At 43.5% G+C, this 21948-nt stretch carries 23 protein-coding genes; 20 read left to right on the forward strand and 3 right to left on the reverse strand.

The annotated features are described in order from the left end of the window. Nucleotides 1-80: 80 nt before the first annotated feature. Entirely contained in the window at nucleotides 81-356 is a 276-nt protein-coding gene (locus tag LROSL1_RS05740) for an acylphosphatase (protein ID WP_017261728.1), read from the reverse strand. Between the two features lie 98 nt (nucleotides 357-454). Between LROSL1_RS05740 and LROSL1_RS05745 the strand changes: the two genes are divergently transcribed. The 10 genes from LROSL1_RS05745 (at nucleotide 455) to LROSL1_RS05790 (ending at nucleotide 10491) form a co-directional block, all read left to right on the forward strand. Beyond that, a complete protein-coding gene (locus tag LROSL1_RS05745; RefSeq protein WP_017261729.1) occupies nucleotides 455-1225 on the forward strand; it encodes a TrmH family RNA methyltransferase in 771 nt (256 codons plus the stop codon). A gap of 132 nt (nucleotides 1226-1357) precedes the next feature. Next, nucleotides 1358-1861, forward strand: coding sequence for an HD domain-containing protein (locus LROSL1_RS05750; RefSeq protein ID WP_161001376.1), 504 nt, complete (start codon nucleotides 1358-1360; stop codon nucleotides 1859-1861). Nucleotides 1862-1908: 47 nt separating this feature from the next. Beyond that, nucleotides 1909-2250, forward strand: coding sequence for a winged helix-turn-helix transcriptional regulator (locus LROSL1_RS05755; protein ID WP_017261731.1), 342 nt, complete (start codon nucleotides 1909-1911; stop codon nucleotides 2248-2250). A 383-nt stretch (nucleotides 2251-2633) separates the two neighbouring features. Continuing rightward, nucleotides 2634-3680 (forward strand): phenylalanine--tRNA ligase subunit alpha, encoded by a 1047-nt coding sequence (gene pheS / locus LROSL1_RS05760; RefSeq protein ID WP_017261732.1) that lies wholly within the window; start codon nucleotides 2634-2636, stop codon nucleotides 3678-3680. A 9-nt stretch (nucleotides 3681-3689) separates the two neighbouring features. After that, nucleotides 3690-6101 (forward strand): phenylalanine--tRNA ligase subunit beta, encoded by a 2412-nt coding sequence (gene pheT, locus LROSL1_RS05765; RefSeq protein ID WP_178914010.1) that lies wholly within the window; start codon nucleotides 3690-3692, stop codon nucleotides 6099-6101. A 244-nt stretch (nucleotides 6102-6345) separates the two neighbouring features. After that, nucleotides 6346-7464, forward strand: a complete 1119-nt coding sequence (mltG, locus tag LROSL1_RS05770) for an endolytic transglycosylase MltG (protein WP_178914011.1) — start codon at nucleotides 6346-6348, stop codon at nucleotides 7462-7464. A 17-nt stretch (nucleotides 7465-7481) separates the two neighbouring features. Next, on the forward strand, nucleotides 7482-8162 hold the full coding sequence (udk, locus tag LROSL1_RS05775; RefSeq protein ID WP_404825825.1) for a uridine kinase: 681 nt from the start codon (nucleotides 7482-7484) through the stop codon (nucleotides 8160-8162). 186 nt (nucleotides 8163-8348) lie between these two features. Then, nucleotides 8349-8834: a transcription elongation factor GreA gene (gene greA, locus LROSL1_RS05780; RefSeq protein ID WP_178914012.1), complete on the forward strand. Its 486-nt coding sequence runs from the start codon at nucleotides 8349-8351 to the stop codon at nucleotides 8832-8834. A gap of 223 nt (nucleotides 8835-9057) precedes the next feature. Next, nucleotides 9058-10059 carry a lipid II:glycine glycyltransferase FemX gene (locus LROSL1_RS05785; RefSeq protein ID WP_178914013.1) on the forward strand — a complete coding sequence of 334 codons (1002 nt, stop codon included), beginning with the start codon at nucleotides 9058-9060 and terminating at the stop codon, nucleotides 10057-10059. A 114-nt stretch (nucleotides 10060-10173) separates the two neighbouring features. After that, a complete protein-coding gene (locus LROSL1_RS05790) occupies nucleotides 10174-10491 on the forward strand; it encodes a HesB/YadR/YfhF family protein (RefSeq protein ID WP_017261738.1) in 318 nt (105 codons plus the stop codon). 140 nt (nucleotides 10492-10631) lie between these two features. Here LROSL1_RS05790 and LROSL1_RS05795 read toward each other — a convergent pair whose 3' ends face one another. Then, nucleotides 10632-13271, reverse strand: a complete 2640-nt coding sequence (locus LROSL1_RS05795; protein WP_178914014.1) for a YfhO family protein — start codon at nucleotides 13269-13271, stop codon at nucleotides 10632-10634. Nucleotides 13272-13441: 170 nt separating this feature from the next. Between LROSL1_RS05795 and LROSL1_RS05800 the strand changes: the two genes are divergently transcribed. From LROSL1_RS05800 to LROSL1_RS05825, 6 genes are all read left to right on the forward strand, one after another. Further along, nucleotides 13442-15517 (forward strand): peptidoglycan D,D-transpeptidase FtsI family protein, encoded by a 2076-nt coding sequence (locus LROSL1_RS05800; RefSeq protein WP_017261740.1) that lies wholly within the window; start codon nucleotides 13442-13444, stop codon nucleotides 15515-15517. 98 nt (nucleotides 15518-15615) lie between these two features. Beyond that, complete coding sequence (gene rpmG, locus LROSL1_RS05805) at nucleotides 15616-15765, forward strand: 50S ribosomal protein L33 (RefSeq protein WP_081495844.1); 150 nt, start codon at nucleotides 15616-15618, stop codon at nucleotides 15763-15765. A gap of 86 nt (nucleotides 15766-15851) precedes the next feature. Further along, nucleotides 15852-16409: a 5-formyltetrahydrofolate cyclo-ligase gene (locus LROSL1_RS05810; protein ID WP_225440559.1), complete on the forward strand. Its 558-nt coding sequence runs from the start codon at nucleotides 15852-15854 to the stop codon at nucleotides 16407-16409. Next, nucleotides 16409-17104, forward strand: coding sequence for a rhomboid family intramembrane serine protease (locus LROSL1_RS05815; protein WP_161001367.1), 696 nt, complete (start codon nucleotides 16409-16411; stop codon nucleotides 17102-17104). The genes LROSL1_RS05810 and LROSL1_RS05815 overlap by 1 nt, the downstream gene beginning before the upstream one ends. A gap of 39 nt (nucleotides 17105-17143) precedes the next feature. Further along, nucleotides 17144-17386, forward strand: coding sequence for a YqgQ family protein (locus tag LROSL1_RS05820; protein WP_017261743.1), 243 nt, complete (start codon nucleotides 17144-17146; stop codon nucleotides 17384-17386). Nucleotides 17387-17432: 46 nt separating this feature from the next. Beyond that, on the forward strand, nucleotides 17433-17861 hold the full coding sequence (locus LROSL1_RS05825; RefSeq protein ID WP_042655394.1) for a rhodanese-like domain-containing protein: 429 nt from the start codon (nucleotides 17433-17435) through the stop codon (nucleotides 17859-17861). Between the two features lie 107 nt (nucleotides 17862-17968). Here LROSL1_RS05825 and LROSL1_RS05830 read toward each other — a convergent pair whose 3' ends face one another. Continuing rightward, nucleotides 17969-18145, reverse strand: a complete 177-nt coding sequence (locus LROSL1_RS05830) for a DUF3042 family protein (RefSeq protein WP_017261745.1) — start codon at nucleotides 18143-18145, stop codon at nucleotides 17969-17971. Between the two features lie 106 nt (nucleotides 18146-18251). On the opposite strand from LROSL1_RS05830, the gene LROSL1_RS05835 reads away from it, so the two are divergent. From LROSL1_RS05835 to glnA, 4 genes are all read left to right on the forward strand, one after another. Beyond that, nucleotides 18252-19028, forward strand: coding sequence for a glycerophosphodiester phosphodiesterase (locus LROSL1_RS05835; protein WP_178914016.1), 777 nt, complete (start codon nucleotides 18252-18254; stop codon nucleotides 19026-19028). Beyond that, nucleotides 19025-19948, forward strand: coding sequence for a tRNA (adenosine(37)-N6)-dimethylallyltransferase MiaA (gene miaA / locus LROSL1_RS05840; protein ID WP_178914017.1), 924 nt, complete (start codon nucleotides 19025-19027; stop codon nucleotides 19946-19948). Before LROSL1_RS05835 ends, miaA begins: the two co-directional genes overlap by 4 nt. A gap of 151 nt (nucleotides 19949-20099) precedes the next feature. Then, complete coding sequence (locus LROSL1_RS05845; RefSeq protein ID WP_178914018.1) at nucleotides 20100-20474, forward strand: MerR family transcriptional regulator; 375 nt, start codon at nucleotides 20100-20102, stop codon at nucleotides 20472-20474. 60 nt (nucleotides 20475-20534) lie between these two features. Further along, nucleotides 20535-21875, forward strand: a complete 1341-nt coding sequence (gene glnA / locus LROSL1_RS05850) for a type I glutamate--ammonia ligase (protein ID WP_178914019.1) — start codon at nucleotides 20535-20537, stop codon at nucleotides 21873-21875. Nucleotides 21876-21948 lie beyond the last annotated feature (73 nt).

Below are 21948 nucleotides of genomic sequence, written 5' to 3' on the forward strand. Positions count from 1 at the left end.
TATTATCTGTGAATCCTTTCAAGTTAAACTTCATTAACTTGCTAAGAATACTAGATAATCACCGTGATTTCAATGCTTAGTCAGTAAATGTCAAACTTTTTCAACGGCTGAATTGCTTGTTTCGTTTGTTCAAGTTGAGTCACGTGAGCCCAACTATTAGGTGATTTTTTGATTGCTTCAATAAAAGTGTTCACCATGCCAGTTGAACCCTGCGCCAGAATAGTAACAGTGCCGTCCGCATTGTTGCGGGCAAAACCGTAAATGTGGTGACGCACCGCCAATTGGTAAGTTGAGTAACGAAAGCCAACTCCCTGAACACGACCATGTGCGGTAAGTAGGACAGCTGTTTGAGCCATTGTTCGATGCCTCCTTAAAGTTTAATCGCGCTTTAACGTCCATGCTAGCATGAATGACTGCCGACTATGCTATAATTTTGACCAGCGAGGTAAAAAATATGGAAAAAATTGTATCACTTCAAAATGGTCGGGTTAAGACCTGGAAAAAACTAGCAACTAAAAAGGGCCGCGAACAACAGCAATCGTATTTGTTGGATGGTTGGCATCTGGTTAAGGAAGCAATCGGTGCCGGCACGACATTAGTTTCGGTAATGGGCACGCATGAGGCATGGCGTGAATATCGTGATGAACTGCCAGCAAATTTAAACGCGTTTGAAATTAGTGATGAGGTCGCTAAGGCAATCGGTGACACGGTTACGCCACAAGGTATCTTTGCCGAAGTCAAAATGCCGGAGACAAGCACGACGCTGCCAGAGGTTGTTCACCAACCATGGGTATTTTTGGATGCCGTTCAAGACCCAGGCAATATTGGTACCATTGTGCGAACAGCCGATGCAGCAGGCTTTGAAGGTGTTGTATTTGGTCGCGGCACAGCAGATCAATTTTCTCCTAAAGTTGTTCGGGCAATGCAGGGTAGCCAGTTTCACATCAAACTGGTATCCGAAGATTTATTTTCTGCAACCCGCTATTTTAAACGATCTGGTATCGAGGTCTATGGTACTCAGCTCAATCCAGAGGCTAAAAATTATCGCGAATTAAAGCCAAAAGGTGCGTTTGGACTCATTATGGGTAATGAGGGGAACGGCATGACACCAGCGTTAGGGGATGTTACGACAGCCAATTTATACATTCCAATTCTGGGCCAGGCGGAATCATTAAATGTTGCTATCGCTGCCGGTGTTCTTATGTTTCGATTGAAAGAACAATAGTTTCAAGCAAGACAGTGACTTTTCCGAAAGTGAAAATATTAATGCATAAGACTATGCAAAAGTAAGCAAACCTGCTACAATACCTTTCAGATTCAAATGGGCACTTCATACAACTTAAAAAGGAAGCATTGAATGAAACCAAATGAGTGGAAACAGGATTCTGAGTATGTTGCATTAGTGAGTGATTTATTAGCTCGTCCAGAAGTGCAACGTTTAGCGAACTTCACCCAACATCATCACAGCAATCGATTGGAACACAGCTTAGGTGTTTCGTTTGACAGTTATAAGATTGCTAAACGGCGGGGCTGGAATTACCAAGCCGTTGCCCGTGCTGGTTTACTTCACGACCTGTTTTATTACGATTGGCGGACAACCAAGTTTGACTTAGGCACACATGCCTTCATTCATCCACGGGTGTCATTACGAAATGCCGAAAAAATAACGGAATTGTCGGACATGGAAAAAGACATCATTTTGAAGCATATGTTTGGTCTAACCATGGCGATGCCAAAATATAAGGAGAGTCTGTTGGTTTCACTAGTCGATGACTATGAAGCCTCTCATGAATATTTTGGGCCCTTACGTTCAAAAGTTGCAGGTCTTGTTGCTCGTGTAAAAACAGCGGCATCTTTCTAATGGAAAAGAACAATTAGCATAATTTAAAGAGGAAGGGGGCGTACGTAATGTCAGAGACAATGACAACAATGACAGATTTTAAACTCTGTCCAAAGTTTGAACGCACCTTTTCGATTTTGGGTAAAAAGTGGAATGGGCTGATTATTGAATCACTGTTGGCTCAGGGAGCTTTGCGTTTTAAGGATATTGCCAGTTCAATTGATAAATGTTCTGATCGGATGTTGGTTGAACGGTTAAAAGAGCTGGAAGAGGCAGGCATCGTTTCTCGGACAACGCACGATGATTCTGCGTTGATCGAATATCGACTGACCGATAAAGGTCGCGATATGCAAGATATGATGGATACGATTCACGCGTGGTCAGACAAATGGAATGGCGAAGGCTGTTAGTCTGCCATTGACTACGTACTATCATTAGCATAAAATTAATTTTTGTAAACTTACTCATAATTAAATGCGACGATAAAAAAGAGTAACTGTGTCGAGTTAGTCAGGAAGAACGGTCATTGATTGAAAGCCGTTCATGAGCACACAGCGAATTCACTTTTTGAGCAGAAGTTGGGCGCTTATATTTGATAGTGTAAGCAAAAAATTCTCCGGGACCTCCGTTAACGGTTTTAAGTGGTACGTTGTTTGCGTTTGTAAATAATGTGCAACGAGGGTGGTACCGCGATTCGTCGTCCCTTTCCTGGTTTTTATCAGGAAAGGGATTTTTTTGTTTAAGGAAGATTAAGCGCACATTTGAGTAGATACTAACTTTTAGGAGGCAGCACATGGCATTAAGAGAACGACTGCAAGAATTGCATGATCGAGGACTGGCTGACATAAAAAAAGGTGACAGCTTAGACCGCATTAATGAAATTCGCGTTCAATTACTCGGTAAGAAAGGTCCAATTACACAAGCGTTACGTGGCTTACGTGATGTTTCGGCGGAAGAACGTCCCAAGATTGGGAGTTTTGCCAATCAAATTCGTGATGAGTTGACGGCGGCGATTGAAGAACGAAATCAAGAACTTAAAAAGGCCGCGATTAATGCTAAGCTGGCATCCGAAACGCTGGATGTTACGTTGCCTGGCACGCCGGTTGCACAGGGCCAACCGCATGTGATTCAACGGATTATTGATCAGCTGGAAGACATGTTCTTAGGAATGGGTTACCAAGTTGTCGATGGACCAGAAGTTGAAGATGATCATCACAACTTTGAAATGATGAATCTACCTAAGGATCATCCGGCTCGCGATATGCAAGACACGTTTTACATCACACCAGAAATTCTCATGAGAACGCATACCAGTCCTAATCAGGCGCGGGCAATGGAGGCTCATGACTTTAGTAAGGGCCCGCTGAAGATGATCAGTCCTGGCCGTGTTTACCGGCGGGATACAGATGACGCGACGCATAGTCATCAATTTCATCAAGTTGAAGGATTAGTGATTGACAAGCATGTCACCATGGCTGACTTAAAGGGAACGTTGGAAATGGTTGCCGCTAACCTGTTTGGCGATGAATTTGACGTTCGTTTGCGGCCAAGCTACTTCCCGTTCACGGAACCTTCTGTTGAAGCAGATATTACGTGTTTCAACTGTATGGGCAAGGGCTGTGCCGTCTGCAAGAACACCGGCTGGATCGAAGTGTTAGGAGCTGGTATGGTGCACCCTAATGTGCTTAAGATGGCCGGTGTTGATTCATCCGTATATGGCGGATTTGCTTTCGGTCTGGGACCTGATCGGTTTGCTATGTTGAAATACGGTGTCGATGACATTCGTAATTTCTATTTAAACGACACACGCTTCTTAACACAATTTTACAAACGGGGGTAAACTACAGCGATGAAAGTTTCAATGGATTGGTTAAATGAATACCTCACCCTGGACGTGGACCCACAGACATTGGGTGAGAAGATTGAACGAACAGCGGTCGAAGTCGACCAAGTTTATAAAATGAGTGATGGCATGAGTAAGCTGGTGGTGGGTGAAACGCTCAGCGTTGAGCCACATCCAGACTCAGATCATTTGCATATCTGCCAGGTTGATGTCGGTGAGGATGAACCATTACAGATTGTTTGCGGCGCGCCAAACGTCGCCACGGGACAAAAAGTAATCGTTGCTTTGCCTGGTGCCTGGATTGCCGGTCATCACAAAATTAAAAAGAGCAAGATGCGTGGCGTTGCTTCAAACGGCATGCTGTGTGCGCTTCAAGAAATTGGGTTCGACGAGAAGATCGCACCTAAGGCTTATGATGAGGGCATTTACATTTTGCCTGCAGACAGTGAGAATGGTTCATCTGTCTTTCCAATTTTGGGGATGGATGACGACATTGTTGAGACCGATCTAACGCCTAACCGTGGTGACATGAACTCGATGAACGGAACTGCCTGGGAAGTTGGCGCCATTTATGGCAAGACACCCAAAATGCCAACGTTTTCGCTAAATGAAGATGGCTCACGCAAAGTCAGTGACCTATTACAATTCTCAGTAGATGCTGCATTGGCACCGACATATAAAATGCGTGTTGTCAGTGGCGTCACCATTCAGGATAGCCCGCTGTGGCTACAAAAACGGTTGTGGGAAGCCGGTATGCGGCCAATCAATAACATCGTTGATGTGACCAACTACATCATGTTGACGTATGGTCAACCATTGCACGCGTTTGACTATGACAAACTTTCTAGTCATCATATTCACGTTCGTTTGGCAGATGCTGGCGAACACTTAACGACTCTTGATGGTGAAGATCGCACATTGCGTGATAGCGATATGGTTATTGCTGATGACAAACATGCAATTGCCCTTGCCGGCACGATGGGTGGTTTGGACACGGAGATTGACGATAATACGACGACAATTGCAATCGAAAGCGCCATTTTTGACCCAATTAAGATTCGTAAAACAGCGCGATTCTTTAATCTCCATTCAGAGGCTTCAATGCGCTTCGAACGCGGTGTTAATAAGGACGATAATCAAAATGCCTTAGACCATGCTGCAGCACTTATGGCTGAACTTGGACTGGGACAGACGGAGCAAGGCACTGGTGTTGGTAGCGACACACCTGTTGAACCTGCAAAGGTTAGTGTGACCTTAACGCGGATTAACCATGTGTTGGGTACTCAATTGACAGTCGATCAGGTTCAGACCATCTTTGACCATCTTAACTTTCCAACTGACAACGATGGTGAGACATTCAATGTCACTGTTCCAGCCCGTCGTTGGGATATTCATATTGAGGCTGATTTATTTGAAGAGGTTGCTCGATTGTATGGATACGATAATATTCCATCGACGTTGCCATATGGCACAATGACACCAGGTGCGTTAACGTTCAAGCAACGGATCATTCGTGATTCACGGCGGCTATTAGAGGGCGCTGGGTTAAATCAGGCGATTAGTTATGCTTTGACAACAACGGCTAAGGCTGAGCAATTCATGATGCGCGATAGCGAACCTACTGAGCTAGCCTTTCCAATGAGTACTGATCATACAACTGCCCGGATGAATTTAATCAGTGGATTGCTGGATGATATTGCTTATAATGTTGCCCGTAAACAGAAGAATGTCGCCCTTTATGAACAAGGTCGAGTGTTCTATCGCGAAGGTGATGCAATTCGGCCACTGGAGGTTGAACACATCGCTGGGGCGGTCACGGGTGCATTGACTACAAAAACATGGCATGCAGAGGCTGATACGGTTGATTTTTACGGTATCAAAGGCATTGTTGACTTGTTCTTGCACGACATGGGTCTTTCAAAACCGGTTCATTATGAAGCGACTCAGGCTCATGCGCAGATGCATCCGGGCCGGACAGCCGACATTTACGTTGGTGACCAGGCCGTTGGTTTTGTCGGTCAAGTTCACCCTGAGATAGCCAGTGATTATAAGATTCCTGACACTTACGTATTCGAGTTGAATTTGCAGGCGCTTATTGATGCACCACATGATCAACAACAGTACGAGCCGATTTCGAAGTTCCCAGATGTTACACGTGATATCGCCATCCTTGTGGATCAGTCCGTGACTAATGCTGATGTTGTTGCTTTAATCAACAAGCGTGGTGGCGCACATTTGTCAGATGTTCAACTGTTTGATGTGTATGAAGGCGTTCATTTGCCAACTGGCAAGAAGTCACTGGCATATACGTTGACTTACCGTGATCGCCAAGCGACATTAGTTGAGGCTGATGTGACTAAGGCGTTTGACAAAGTAACCGCTGCTTTAGAAAAGGAATTTGATGCTGAAATTCGTTAATACAAATTTAGATGGATTTCGAATGGATTATTTACTTGTTCCATAAATCAAGTGTCATGGTGCTCTCAATTTGAGAAATCACCATGGCACTTTTTGTCGTCTTAAGGGAAGTATGGACGCAAAAAAGCAATTTGTGATTAGCAAATGTGTCAAAAAGATGTCATTGCTATGTGAAATGTGGTGTTGCAGTCTGTTTTTCGCTACAATGTAAAAGATGATTTTTTAAGAGGGGGAACTTAATATTATGCAACGTCGCAGGCGTCGCCGGTCACATGCTGGCCGTTACTGGTTAATTGGTATCTTCATTGCGATTGTGCTCATTATTGTTGGCGTGGTCGTTGGCCGCAATATGGCTTACACCAATAACTTGAAGGCTGTTGATCCGAAGAGTCACAAGAAAGTTCAAATCGAAGTTCAGCAAGGGGCAACTTCTGATCAAGTTGCTTCTGAATTGCAAAAAGCTGGTGCCATCAAAAGCGCGTCAACTTTTAACAAGTACATTGCTGACCATAATCTGGCAGACTTTAAAGCCGGATATTTCGTTGTGACAAAGAACATGAATGTCAAACAAGTGGCTAAACAACTGAACGGTGTTGGTTCAGATACGCCACTTATTACGACGTCTAAAAATTCACTTCTTATTACCGAAGGTGAATCTGTTGATCAGATCGCAGCATCTTTGCCAAAGCATTCCAAATATACAAAGCAGGATTTCCTAAACTTGATGAAAGACCAAGATTTCTTGAACGGTCTTCAAAAGCTTTATCCAGATCTGTTGTCATCCACGATGTCAGCTTCAGATGTTCGTTACCATTTGGAAGGCTATTTGTTCCCAGCCGTATACGATACTAAGAAACCGAAGAATTTAAAGGCATTAGTTGAGCAGATGGTTGCCGCTACTAATCAACGCATTCAACCCTACTTGTCTGAGTTCCAGCAAGAAAATCTGACTGTACAACAGGCAATGACATTGGCTTCATTGGCTCAAAAAGAAGCAAACACGCCGAGCGATATGCAGAAAGTAGCAGGTGTATTCTTCAATCGGATTAAGGCTAAGATGCCGTTACAGTCAGATGTATCTGTTCAGTATGCTTTGCAGACGCACAAGCCTAACTTGTCACTGGCTGATTTAAAGGTCGATTCGCCTTATAATTTGTATGCCAACACGGGTTACGGGCCAGGACCTTTTAATAACCCTGGTATTTATGCTATTAAAGCCATTGCTCAGCCAACTGACGAAGATCAAGACTACTTGTACTTTGTAGCTAATATGAAGACAGGTAAGATTCATTTCTCCAAGACACTGGATGAACAAAATGCGTACACGCAAAAGTATCAAAACGATAATAATAAACAAAAATAATAAGCAAGAGGGCATCAATGATGACAGAGCAGACAAAGCGGCCAATTGTAATTGGTGTTACCGGCGGGTCTGGTAGTGGTAAAACGACAGTTAGCCGGGCAATTTATAATCAGCTTGCTGGACATTCAATTTTGATTATGCAACAAGATTCTTATTACAATGACCAAGCTGAAATGACCATGGCCGAAAGAAAAGCAGTTAATTATGACCATCCATTGGCGTATGACAATGATCTTCTTATTAAGCAGCTTGATCAGTTGATTCACTATCAAGCCATTGATAAGCCAGTTTATGATTATAAGGAATCAACACGCAGTGCCGAAACTGTTCGGCAGGAACCACGCGATGTGATTATTTTAGAAGGCATTTTGATTCTTGATGATCCTCGTCTACGTGACTTAATGGATATAAAGGTCTACGTGGATACGGACGATGACATTCGGATCATTCGACGGATTCAACGTGATATAAATGAGCGCGGTCGAACATTGGACACTGTTATTAAACAGTATTTAGCAACGGTTAAACCAATGTATCACGAATTCGTGGAACCAACGAAGCGTTATGCTGATATCATCGTTCCAGAAGGCGGCGAAAACACGGTCGCCATTGATCTTCTGTCAACGAAGATTCGTGACATTTTGGCGCGTGACGGTAAGGATAACCTGTTTAAGCAGGCCAATCATAAAGAAGCATAAATAGTTCACCTTAAAACGGCAAAGACAGGAACTTTATCTGGTTTTGTCGTTTTTTGGTCCTTTAAGGTTGTGATTTACGTAATTCAGTCGGAGAATGTGCGTTTTTTTACAGGAAGCCGTTTACAAGGTGTAGATCACATGGTAACCTTGTGACTGTCGAAATTAGTTACAAAGGAGCCTCTAACTATGGCTGAAGAAAAAACATACCCAATGACTGAAGAGGGCAAAGCTAAACTAGAAAAAGAATTAGAAAATTTAAAAACAGTGACCCGTCCGCAAATTATTGAACGCATTAAGATTGCGCGTGGTTTCGGTGATTTGTCAGAAAACTCTGAATACGAATCTGCCAAAGATGAACAGTCTAACATTGAAAGCCGAATTTCATTGGTTGAAACAATGTTACACAATGCTGAAATTATTGACAGTAATGCGGTTGCTGCTGATGAAGTTTCAATTGGTAAATTGGTCAGCTTTAAGGAACTACCTGATGAAGAACCAGAAAGTTATACGATTGTCGGTGCTGCCGAAGCTGATCCAATGAGCGGCAAAATTTCCAACGATTCTCCAATCGCTCGCAGTTTGATTGGTCACAAAGTTGGGGATGAAGTAGACATTAAAATTCCTGCTGGCTCAATGAAAGTTTCAATTTTATCCGTTAAGAACGCAGAATAAGCTTTTTCAGTATTTAGCGCTGTTAATAGTGAATAATGCCTATTTTAGAGGCTGTGAAAAATCAGATTACATCACCATTTAATTTTTATTGGTGGTGCCTGGTGATTTCACAGCTTCTTTTGATTACCTTAAGGTAGCGTCCGCTGTTTGTCGTCATACCTTAAGTACGGTAAAATAATGAACAGGTTTACACCAATTAGTTAATTTTGAAAGGAACGACAACATGCCGATTATCAATGAACAAGATCATGATGCAATGACGCGCTACACAGAATTTGTGCGACGCGCACCCTTTACTTCAATTACACAGGATCCAGGTTGGGGAGAAATTAAGAACAACTGGGAACCGTTACATGTCACCCTTGAGAAGGATGGCAAGATTACAGCGGCGATGTCCATCTTAATGATTGCAAATGAAGACGGTGAAAAGCTCGCCTATTGTTCAAAGGGACCGGTTTGTGATCCAACGGATGTTGCGACTATCGATGCATTGGTAGCAGAAGCAGAGCCTGCCTTACGAGAAAACAATGTGTATGTCTTGCGGATGGACCCTGAGGTTGTTTACGACGATGCACTAAACGATACGTTTAAACAACATGGTTACCAAGTAAGAAATCGTAATGTCGGCATGCATGATACAATTCAGCCGCGGTTTAACATGGTGATGGATTTAAAGGATAAAAGTATTGATGATGTGTTGATGACATTTCGGCCGAATACGCGTCACGATGTGCGTCACTCAATTAAGCCTGAATTAACGGTAGATTCTGGTAGCAGCATGGCGGAAATGGACCGGTTCTATGCACTTTATGAGGCAATGAGTCACCGACAAGGAATCACTTACCGTCCGCGAGATTACTTTGACAGAATGGTAACGGCCTTTGAAGGAACTGATATTTTACGTATCTTTGTAGCCCATTCTGAAACGCAAGATTTGGCCGGTTCACTGGCTTTCAAGTATGGCGATAAACTGTGGTATATGTACGGTGGCAGTATTAATGAAGAACCGAAGCTACTAGCGCCATATCGAATTCAGTGGGCGATGATCAATGAAGCCGTTGATGCACATAAGGACCGCTATGATCTAGGTGGCGTCTTTGCACTAGACAAGAGTGATGGTTTGTGGCTGTTTAAACACGGTTATGTGCGAGAGGCCACTGAATATATCGGTGAAGTAGATAAAGTTTATGATGAAACTGCCTACCAAAAGTTTGTTAACCGTTAGTACTTGTGAAGGCTGTCACATCAACGTTTAACGGGAATGTATTCATTGGTTTTCCACTTTATTTGTGCTAAAGTATACGCATGAAAGCGAATTCATTAGAGTGGAGGCCCACGTATGCAAATTACAGTTACAGATGCTGCCAGCAAATGGTTTCAAGATGAAGTAGGTCTGAAACCAGGTGATGGGATGAAGTTTTACGGTAAGGTATATGGTAAAACACCGATTCATGATGGTTTTTCAATGGCAATGGTGCCAGATAAAGAACCTGATCGGCCAGTTGGTGAGACTGAAAAAGATGGGATTAAGTATTTTGTGAATTATGGAGATGCGTGGTTTTTCGCTGGTTACGATTTTGTCATTGACTTTGATGAGAAAAATGATGAACCTAAATATGAATATGTTGCGCAAGAACATGATTCACGGTTGAAGTAGGTTACTTGAGATTAAGTAATGCTGTTGATTAGCTTAAAATGATGAGTATTAAAAAGCGTTCTGCCTTTTCCAAACGGAAAAGCAGAACGCTTTTTAATGTTGATTGCTACAATAACGAACCAGTTAGACAGCTGGGACTCTTATTTGACAAGAACAGCGTTATTGCGGCGACGCTTTATCCATTCGCTAGCACCTAAGACAACGAGACTAACTAGCGAGATGAAAATACCTGCACCGAGGTGAGGTGTTCGATAACGAAGGGTAATGTGATGAGGACCGGGTGTAAGTCGTAACGCGATAAATTCATCGGCGATTGTATGGGTGCTGACACGATGACCGTCAACGAAGGCTTGCCAGCCGTCTTGAGCAGGGATGCTTGTCATCAATACCGGTTGTTTATAAGTAGCGATGACGTGTCCGCTAAGGTGTGTTTGCCCCCAATCCGTAACTTTAAGTGGGTGCTGTTGCAATTGCTTAATTCCCGCTTGGAATGCTTGCTGCGGCAATTGGTATAAAGTGACATTTTGAAGCCAGAGAGCATTTTTTTTAAGGACAAACGTGATTTTTTGTGGTTCATCCTTTTGTTGATTTGCGATATTGACTAAAACTGTATTTCTGAATGTTTGATACTGTGCCAGCGGTTGACCATTCAACAGCATTTTAACATTGTCCTTTTGCAAATTAGCACCAAGCGATAAATAGTAAGCGTCGTTGGTTTGCGGTGTGAAGGTTAATGTCATTTGCGCGGGTTTCCGCGGCTTTATTTTGGTCAGGGTAGATCCGGTGATATTGGTCAAGCGGTTTGTGTTGGTAAACGTTACACCGTTGAAATTAGCGGCGGTGAATAACTTCGTTTGAGATGATTGGCCTAATAAAGCATTCCACAACTGATTTTGATTAGTCATGGGATCATGAATAATTTGTTTGACGCCAAGTGTTTGTTTGGCCGCCATGAAGCCCATTCCTAAGCTATTAGGATTTTGATAAATAGTTGTTTGTGGCAATTGCTTGGTAGCTGAGTAGTCGTGAAGATCTGGCTTACGAGTTAATGTTGGTAAGTATTTGTATTCCGAATGATGACCAACGAGAGGAATGTCGTTGACGCTCCAGAAATATTTCATATTCAGCAACGCGTCCATAAATTCGGTTCCGTTCGCATATGTGACGAAACCATCACCATCGGGATTACCTGTCAAGTCGTAGAATCCTGTTGTTTTACGCTCTAGCGTTGATCCGAAGTGTGAGCCACTGAAGTAATCTCCCTGCATGGGATCATCTTTTGTACGTTGAAAGGTGGTGCCAACGCGGTATAAACCAGAATTCAAGTTTTTCGTCGCTTGGCTGGTCTGATCGAGAATGTTGGTATAAATTGCAAACTGGTTTTGCGGTACATAGCTAATTTTATTGAGTGATAAAACTGCATTAGTGCCCATGTCAGCGAGCGTCAGCAGCGGAATTAGATAGAGTAACCAGTGGAACCGGTGTGCTAATGGAGATAGGCAAATGAGTGCAATCAGCATCATCGCAGTTCCGGTGATAATTTGTCCTGTAGTGATGAAATTTAAATGATGACTGTCTATAAAAACGTAGGTATCGGTTGCGACTAAAAGCAAGGTTGTAACGCCAATTGACCCCCAATTGAGGTGTCTTTCCGGACGCCACGTTATTGCTGCTAACCAAATAAGCCAGAAGCTGACGATAAATGAAAAACGATAAGGGTACCAAATTGGGAATTGTCCAGCATGCCATAATAAATTTAATGGCATGAATGACACAGAGAGGACAAAGAAAATGGTGATGAGACCGGCTACTAGCTTAACCGACCAGTGAAATTTGCCTTCAATGAAAAAAGCAACAACTAGGATAAGAACGGCCGCGCCGACAAATAAATTAGGCTGTCCCTTAGGCATTTGAGCAAAATTAAAACCGCCTGGATAAAGTTTGCCCAACATTTTTAAAGGCGCATAATCCCACGTCCATTTAAATTTAGTGAGGGTGTAACTTGCCTTACTTAGCTGTAATGCGAAATATGTGGGGAGTAGGATAAATGCTGCGATGCCACCGGCTAATACGGATGCGCCGACGTACTGTAAGCCATTAATGAGCAGGCGATGCCATGATTGCCAATGCCAAACAACACTAAAGATGAAGTACAAAATGGTGAACAAACTAATCATGTAAGCCATGTAATAGTTCACGATGAAGGCAACTGCTAGCCAACTTACGTATGGCAACCAATGTTGTTGTTTGATGAGGCACTCAAGACCATAAACCACCAATGGCAAAACAATCAGTGCGTCTAACCACATAAGATTAAGCTGATTGGCAATGGTCCAACCAGACAACGCGTAGATGGTACCAAACATGGGTAACCGCCAACCAGATTGAATCTGCAACCGGTTTAATACCCAGCCCAGGCTGAGACCCGCACAACCGTATTTGGCAACGGTCATTATGAGAACGCCGGTTGAAAGGCCACCTTTGCTAAAGGGGAGCAGCAATAAGTTAAACGGGCTCATTAAATAGTAGGCCCATAAGCTGGTTGTTTCTCCGCCAAGGGCTTTGCTAAAACTATAAAAGAAACTACCAGGGTGATGTAGCAACGTATTCCTAAAGAACGCAAAAAAATCGATGTATTGTTGCCCCATGTCAACAGTTAATAAAGAACTACGGCCAAACGGTGCCATGCCACGGCTGGCAAAATAAATTAACATGAAAAGACTGGGCACAAGAAAGCTCAGTAATAATGGCCATGTTTTGTTGATGAAGTGTTTGATCATTGTTTTAGCGGATTCCTTTCTCTCAAAAAAAAGTAAAGTTTGCCTTGGCCACTTTAGCTTTTTGATAACTTCCTATACAATGATAGACGATACTTTTCGACTGGCAAAGTGCTTTGCCGAAATTTTACGTATATCGTGTTAAAAGATGTGCAATTATGAATTAGATAAGGATGGTTGAGGATTCAGTGTTTAATAAGTTTATTCAGCGCAGAAAAACGCAAACCAATCACGACGATCAAACGACGCGGATTCCGTTTCGGTTAAATTTACTGCTGGTCATTGTGTTTCTTTTGTTAGCAGCCTTGGCCTTTCAAATGGCTTATTTACAGTTGAAAAAAGGTTCAATGTTTAAGGCAGAAATTAACCGTACGGATAATACGATTGAAACCAACAATGTGCAACGTGGGATGATCTACGATTCAACAGGTAAAGTGCTGGTCGGCAACGAGGCCCATCAGGCCATTAGCTATACCAAAGGAATCAATGTTACCGCTGAAGATATGTACAAGGTGGCTAACAAGCTTGGCGATTATCTGACGGTGCCGACGAATACATTAACAGATCGTCAGGCAGCAATATATTATTTGGCGGATAGCAAACATAGTGCAGCGGTCACTGCTAAAATTCCTAAGGCTAGTTCCATGAGCACAACTGCTCTGCAGGCCGCTCAACAGGATTACGTGGCCAAACACAAGCCTGAACTATCTGACAGTCAGAAAAACGCTGCCACGATCTTCACCAAGATGAATGGTGCCTATGCCTTGTCCACGACTTACATTAAAGAGACGGACGTAACGCCCACGGAAGTGTCACAAATCGGTGAACACATGTCAGATATGCCTGGTGTGAAAACGGCAACCAGTTGGTCACGGTCGTACCCTGCAGGAAATTCCGTTAAGAGTTTCGTAGGGACTGTCACGACTGAAAAGCAAGGGTTGCCGGCTGACGAGGTTAATGAGTTGCTCTCACAGGGTTACTCACGTAACGATTCCGTTGGGTCGAGTTACTTGGAGAAAGCGTACGAGCCAATTCTTCGCGGAACTAAGTCCAGAACGTCTGTGGAAGTTAGCAATAATAGCAAAATCACCAAGGAAACCAAAGAATACGCTGGTGCCAAGGGCTCTAATTTGGTCTTGACGGTTAATTCTAAATTTCAGGATGATGTCCAAAAAGTCATTGATAAACGCTTGCCAAGTGGCACCTGTCAGGGTGCTTACGCAGTGGTCATGAATCCCCAAACGGGAGCTGTGCTAGCAATGGGCGGTGATTCCCGTGATCCAAACACTGGGAAAGTGACAACTGATGCATTAGGTGCAATCAATCAACCAATCGTTATGGGGTCTGTTGTTAAGCCCGCTATGTTGACCGGCGGTTTCGAGAGTGGCGCTATTACACCTTCGAACAATACACTGGTTGATCAACCGATTATTCTAACGGGGACGTCGAAAATCACAACTGACTGGAACCAAAACGGTGCTTTCCCGATGGATGCTGCACTGGCGCTAGAAGAATCCTCTAACTCATATGCCGTTCAGGTTGCGATGAAGATGGTTGGTTTCAAATATTCTCAAGGTGAATCCATCAATGGGCTACCAAGCACAATGTTCCAGACGCTTAGAAATAATTTCAGTCAGTATGGACTAGGTGTTAAGACGGGGATTGACCTACCAGGTGAGTCTGCGGGCTTAAAGGGGCTGTCTGGTCGCGCCAACATTGGGTCAGCCTTAGTTGAGGCGTTTGGTAACTATGACGCGTACACAACGTTACAATTAGCTCAGTACGTGTCAACGCTGGCTAATGGTGGTTACCGGATGCAGCCATACTTAGTCTCACAAATTCGTGGAACTGACAAGAATGGTGGATTAGGAAATGTTGAATATCAGGCTCATCCAAAAGCATTGAACTACGTTTCAGCAAGTGCTGATGCCAAGAAGATTATTAAACAAGGGATGTGGCAAGTGGTTAACGGTTCCTCAGCACATAAAACTGGGGCTGAAGTGCTAACTAAATTGAAGCCTGGGATTGCTGCCAAAACGGGGACTGCCGAAACATTTGTTAACGGTAAGCAAACTGTTACTTCCAGTATCATTAGTTTTGCACCAACAGATAATCCACAAGTTGCTGTTGCTGTTGCGGTTCCCGGATTGCCGGAAGAAACTGCTTCATACCTTGTCAACCAGGATATTGCTGCTGACATTTATAATTTGTACTGGAAAGACATTCAAAGTTCTGACGGATTTAAATAGTCAATTGTCAGAAAATACTGGTCAACAATGAATAAAAATGATAAAATTGTTCGAGTTGAGGCGTCTTCGCCAATTTCAAGCAGAGTGGAGGGTTAAAGATGCGCGTACACATTACCTTAGAATGCACCGAATGTGGTCGGCAAACATACTTGTCATCAAAGAATCGGCGCAACAATCCAGACCGGATCGAATTAAACAAGTACTGCCCTCACGATCGCAAAGTCACTTTGCACCGTGAAACTAAGTAATGACTAATTAGCGCCTGGGAATTCCTCGGGCGCTTTTTTGTTTTCAATAGAAAATAATCGCAATTATTATCCGCTGATGGAGGTGCATGATGCAAACAAAAGATGTAATCAGAAAAAACGTAATTAATGCATTGGACAGAATGGCGCCGGCGGATAAGGCGACTGAAAGCCAACAACTCATCGATGGGCTTGTTGGGAGTTCAATTTGGCAAAATGCTAAATCAATCGGCTTAACCATGAGTGCAGCAGTTGAGTTAGATACGCGTCCGTTAATTGCTCAGGCGTTGGCAGCTGGCAAAAGGGTTAGTGTGCCTAAGACACTGCCACATCGTCAGATGACGTTCATTACGTTAGGGGCGGGTGTTTCTTTTGAGACATCTGCATTTTGCATTCAGGAGCCTGTTGGCGGCCAGAGTATCGACCCTAATCAGATGGACTTAATTGTCGTGCCCGGCGTTGCCTTTGCTGATGATGGCAGTCGCATTGGTTTTGGTGCTGGTTATTATGACCGTTATTTAGCCGCTTTTAAGGGTGAAACAGTTAGTTTAGCGCTGTCTCCCCAACGTTTCCGCAAACGAACGTGGATGGCCGATTCTTTTGATATAAAAATAAAACAAATTATTTCGCTCAAGGAGGTAAATTAATGAACGTTTGGCAACGCATACGGCGAGGGTCACCAGTAACAGTCGGGCTTATTATCATCAATGTGCTCGTTTTTTTGTGGATGCTGTTTGAATTTGGCATTCAGGGCATTTCATTAGCGAGTCCATTTTCCGTTCAATCGCTTGACCAATCAGGCGCGTTGTCTGGCACGGCTGTGCAGGCTGGTGAATGGTGGCGATTAATTACGCCGATGTTTATTCACGTGACGTTTGAACATATTGCACTGAATATGATTACGCTTTATTTTTTGGGTCGTTACGTGGAGATGACGTTTGGTCACTGGCGCACGTTGGTTATTTACTTGGTCAGTGGTTTTACCGGTAATGTCTGGAGTATGTTCTTTCATCCGGAAGGGCTGTCTGCAGGTGCAAGTACAGCCATTTTTGGTCTGTTTGGTGCGTTTATCGCATTAGATGTCATTGAACAAAATAATCCCGCAATTCATGCAATTGCTCGGCAGTTTTCCATTTTAGTGGTCGTTAACTTGGTGTTTGATATCTTTGCAGTTGGCATTGATATTTGGGGGCACATTGGTGGGTTGATTGGCGGAATTGCTGTGGCCTTTTTGTTGAGTGTTCCAAAGCGTTATAACAATCCGGCTGTTTCACGCTGGTTGCGCGTGGTTGGACTAATTGGTGTAGTTGTCGCAAACTTTGGGCTCATTCGTTTGTTTTAATCTGGATGAGTTGAAATCGTCAAAAGTGAGGCAGAATTTATGTATCGTGACAATCCGAAATCATTACGGACGTTGTACGATGTTCAACAGGTGTTAAAAGCATTCGGTATTTATGTCTATGTGGGCAAACGGATGTGGGATATTGAGGTCATGGCGCTGGAGTTGGATAATTTATATCGAATGAACGCCATTGATAAACCAACGTGGTTACAAGCAAAAGTGGTGTTGACACATGAACACCGAATTGAAGAGCAAAAATCAAAAAAGACTAATGAGCACTAGGCACTGTTTGAACAAATGTGTACAATGTGAGTATTGAGTTTAGAAGATGGAGGGATTGTTTGTGTTAGTTGCGGCTTCTGTAGGAGAAATAATTTTTGACGTTGTTGGCCTGTTAATCGTGTTTGGTTGGATTGGATGGCGTGTTTATTTAGTTTTCAAGCGTCGACAAGTTTCCACGTTGTTAACGCAGGAAGAATTTCAGGCAGGAATGCGTAAGGCACAAATTATCGATGTTCGTGAAAAAAAGGACTTTGATTCTGGACACATTCTTGGCGCCCGCAGTGTGCCTTATTCAACCTTTAGTCAACGTTATAAAGAAATTCGTGATGACTTACCGGTTTACCTTTACGATGAAGGTAAGGCGTTGAGCACACGGGCAGCCCTTCGTTTAGCTCGCAATGGTTACAAACAGATTTTTATCTTGACGGATGGTTATGGCCACTGGGAAGGTAAAACGAAAGCTAGCAAGTATTAGATTTGGTGTTTTGAAGTTATTAAAAAATCGGTATCCATCATGAATTCAAACGAATACATGATGGATACCGATTTTTTGTGTAAAATAAATTGGAATATGCGAAACTACTAGTTGAGGTGAGATGAACGGGATTTACGGACAGCCCGTCGACGATTGTCATCCACGCGTTGTTCTTCGTCCTCAATGGGTGAAACAACGGTTTTGTGGAATGAAAAAACGCCAGCGGCTACAGCACCAATCGTTGCTAATGTGCCTAACAAAAATCCTTGTGTAAATTTCTTCATGGTTTGACCTCCTCAATTTTTTATAATAATCAAGATGCGATTTAAACTACACGTTTATTATGTCTTTTTTTAACCGTAACGTCCAGTGAAAGGGGGGTACATTTCGGTGACACTGATTATTGCTCATCGCGGTCTTGCCCGTCAATGTCCTGAAAATACAATGGCTGCGTTTAAAGCAGCCTTGAGCTGTGGTGCTGATGGCCTCGAAACTGATGTTCAGGAAACGGCAGATCACGAGTTGGTTTTGTGTCATGACAGTCGTGTTGATCGGACAACAAATGGCACTGGTGAAATTAGTCGGCTACGGTTGACGACAATTCAACAATTAGACGCAGGCTGGCGGTTCTACGGCCATAAATCTGACATTAGAATACCGACATTGGTCGAACTCTTGGATTATTTAGAAGAACAAGCTTTTCACAGCGTTCTCAATTTAGAAATTAAGGCTCCAAAAAATGACGGTGTATTGGTGGCACAACATTTAGCCGACGTGTTAGCCAGTTTTCCGACGTTACTGCCGGTCATAGTGGTGTCTAGTTTTAGCCACCAGTTACTAGCAGTTTTCCATCACGCCTTGCCCGTCGTTGAAACAGCGCTGCTCACGCGTTGGCCAACGCCAGTTGTGAGACTTGCTCATTGTGGTGAGTCAGTAACCAGCGTGCACCTTAAGTGGTGGTGGCTGTTTATGGATAAGAGATGGATTTTCAATAATCGGGCCATCGTTAGAGTATGGACGGTTAATCGACCATCATTGATCAAAAAATGTTTCCAGTTAGGCGTGACCGCCGTTATTACGGATGAAGTTAAGCTTGCGCAAATGTTACGATCAGTTTATGCGACAAATGAATTTCCAAAAAGTGAATCAAAGGAAAATAAAAAATGAAACCAAAGGTATTAATGATTGTTGGCCCAACGGCTGTAGGTAAAACTGATTTATCCATCACACTGGCGAAAAAATTTGACGGGGAAATCATTTCCGGAGATTCAATGCAGGTTTACCGTCATCTGGACATCGGCACGGCTAAGGTGACTGCTGAAGAACGCCAAGGGATACCACACTTTTTGATTAATGAATGTGACGTTCAGGATTCTTTCACGGTAGCAATGTTTGTTGAACGAGCCACCACGCTTATCTCAGAAATCACTGCGCGCGGTCATCTGCCAATAATTGTTGGCGGAACCGGTTTTTATTTACAAGCATTACTAACTGGGCTCCAACTGGGAACACCGGCAAACCAGAAATTTCGTGATCATTGGCAGACATTGGCTGTTGAACATGGCAATCAGTGGGTTTGGGACCAGCTCAAACAGCGGGATGAAATCGCGGCCGCCAAGATTCCTGCCGGCAATGTCCGTCGTGTGATCCGGGCACTGGAAGTCTTTGAGACAACTGGAAAATCCATTGAGGTTCAAACAGATCATCCGAATCGCTATGACGCGTGCATCGTTGGGTTAAACACGGACCGAGCGGTATTGTATGAACGGATTAATACACGGGTTGATTTGATGTTAAAGGCTGGCTTATTAGATGAGGCGCACTGGCTTTTTGAACAGGGCGGTGAAAACCTGCAGGCTGGCCGCGGCATCGGCTATAAAGAACTGTTTGCCTATTTTCGAAAAACAGAATCGCTAGATCAGGCGGTGACCACGTTGAAGCAAAACTCTCGTCATTATGCCAAACGGCAATTAACATGGTTCCGTCATCAATTACCAGTTAACTGGTATGATTTGATCCAGCATCCTGAGGAATTTGAGGCTATAGAAAGACAGACACAAGTGTGGCTGGCAAACAAAAATAACTGATTGCACAAGACTGATATGCCTAAATTTTGTTATTTTTAAATTAAAGTCAATCTTTCATGTCAGAACTTATGACATGAAAGATTGACTTTAATACTTTGCGGTGGGATGATGCAGTTGTTCAAATGTTTGTGAGTTTTTGGGAGGCTGACTGATGGCGGAAAAACAGTTGCGTCGGTCATTGGCAATTTTACCGATGAGTACGGTAATGGCGCTGACTGATCTTTCAGCACGACAGATCCGGTATTATGAAACGCAGTCGTTGGTTCATCCGGCACGAAATGAGGGTAATCGTCGGCGTTATTCATTGAATGATGTGGATTGTTTGCTAGAAGTGAAGGATGGTCTGGCAAGCGGGATGGACTTTGCGACAATGCGGCGTTTGTATGCAAAGACACATCAAGTTGAGTCTACACAATTGGAATCGAAACGGTTGTCAGACGAACGTGCACGTCATTTACTTGAGGCTGAAATGCAACAGTTAGCAGGGATGCGACCACCACAGTCTGGTCTTCAGCAACACTTATAAGTGCTTTTCTTTAGAAACAACAGTTGGCAATTGAGGTTAGTCGAAAGGATAGGCAGGAACATGGCAAAGAAGACATACACGAAGGATGAAATTCGTGAATTGGTTAAGACGGAGCACGTGGAATTTTTACGATTAATGTTTACTGATCTGATGGGTTCAATTAAGAACGTTGAAGTGCCGACGAGTCAATTGGACAAGTTGTTAGATAACAAGTTAATGTTTGACGGTTCATCCATCGATGGCTTCGTCAGAATTGAAGAAAGTGATATGTATCTTCACCCAGACCTGTCGACGTGGATGGTTTTTCCGTGGGGTAGTGAACATGGTCGGGTAGCCCGAGTGATTTGTGAAGTTTATACGACGGATGGAAAACCATTCGAAGGTGACCCGCGTAACAACTTGATTCGTGTCGTTGATGAGATGAAGGCCGCTGGTTTTACGTCTTTCAACATTGGCCCTGAACCAGAATTCTTCCTGTTTAAGATGGATGAAAATGGCGAACCAACATTGAAACTGAATGACAAGGGCAGCTATTTTGATTTGGCACCAATGGACCTTGGTGAGAATTGCCGTCGTGACATTGTCCTTGAACTCGAAAAAATGGGCTTTGAAGTAGAAGCTGCCCATCATGAAGTTGCGCCTGGCCAGCATGAAATCGACTTTAAGTATGCTGATGCACTGGAGGCGGCCGACAATATTCAGACCTTTAAACTAGTAGTTAAAACAATTGCTAGAAAATACGGACTATTTGCCACCTTTATGCCCAAGCCACTTGAAGGTATCAATGGGTCAGGCATGCATATGAATATGTCACTATCAACCGCTAAGGGCAATGCGTTTTACGATGCTGATGGGGAATTGCAACTCAGCGAAACCGCTTATCATTTTCTTGGTGGCCTGCTGGCTCATGCCCGTAATTTAACTGCTGTTGTAAATCCAATCGTGAACTCCTACAAACGTCTGGTGCCAGGTTTCGAAGCCCCAGTTTATGTGGCCTGGTCAGGGTCCAACCGTTCACCACTGGTTCGTGTGCCTAGTGCACGTGGCAATTCGACACGCTTAGAGTTGCGTTCAGTTGATCCTGCTGCCAATCCATATCTTGCCATAGCTGCGATGTTGGAAGCCGGCTTGGATGGCATTCGTAATGGTATCACACCAAATGATTCTGTCGATCGCAACATCTATTCGATGGACGAAAAAGAGCGTGATACTAACCACATTAGTAATTTGCCAGACAATTTACACAATGCAACGAAAGCCTTGCAAAGTGATCCCGTTATGAAGGCGGCTTTAGGCGATCATTTATTCCAAAGCTTTATTGAAGCCAAAAAGCTGGAATGGGCATCGTATCGTCAGTCTGTCACTAAGTGGGAACGTGATCAGTATCTGGAACAATATTAATATTTGAGGGCTGTTTCTTGGAGCGGCAATGTGCGCTTCGGTTTAGGCTGGTCAGTCATCAAGTTATAGTAAA

It is taken from the genome of Furfurilactobacillus rossiae, from assembly GCF_013394005.1.
Taxonomy (GTDB): Bacteria; Bacillota; Bacilli; order Lactobacillales; family Lactobacillaceae; genus Furfurilactobacillus; species Furfurilactobacillus rossiae.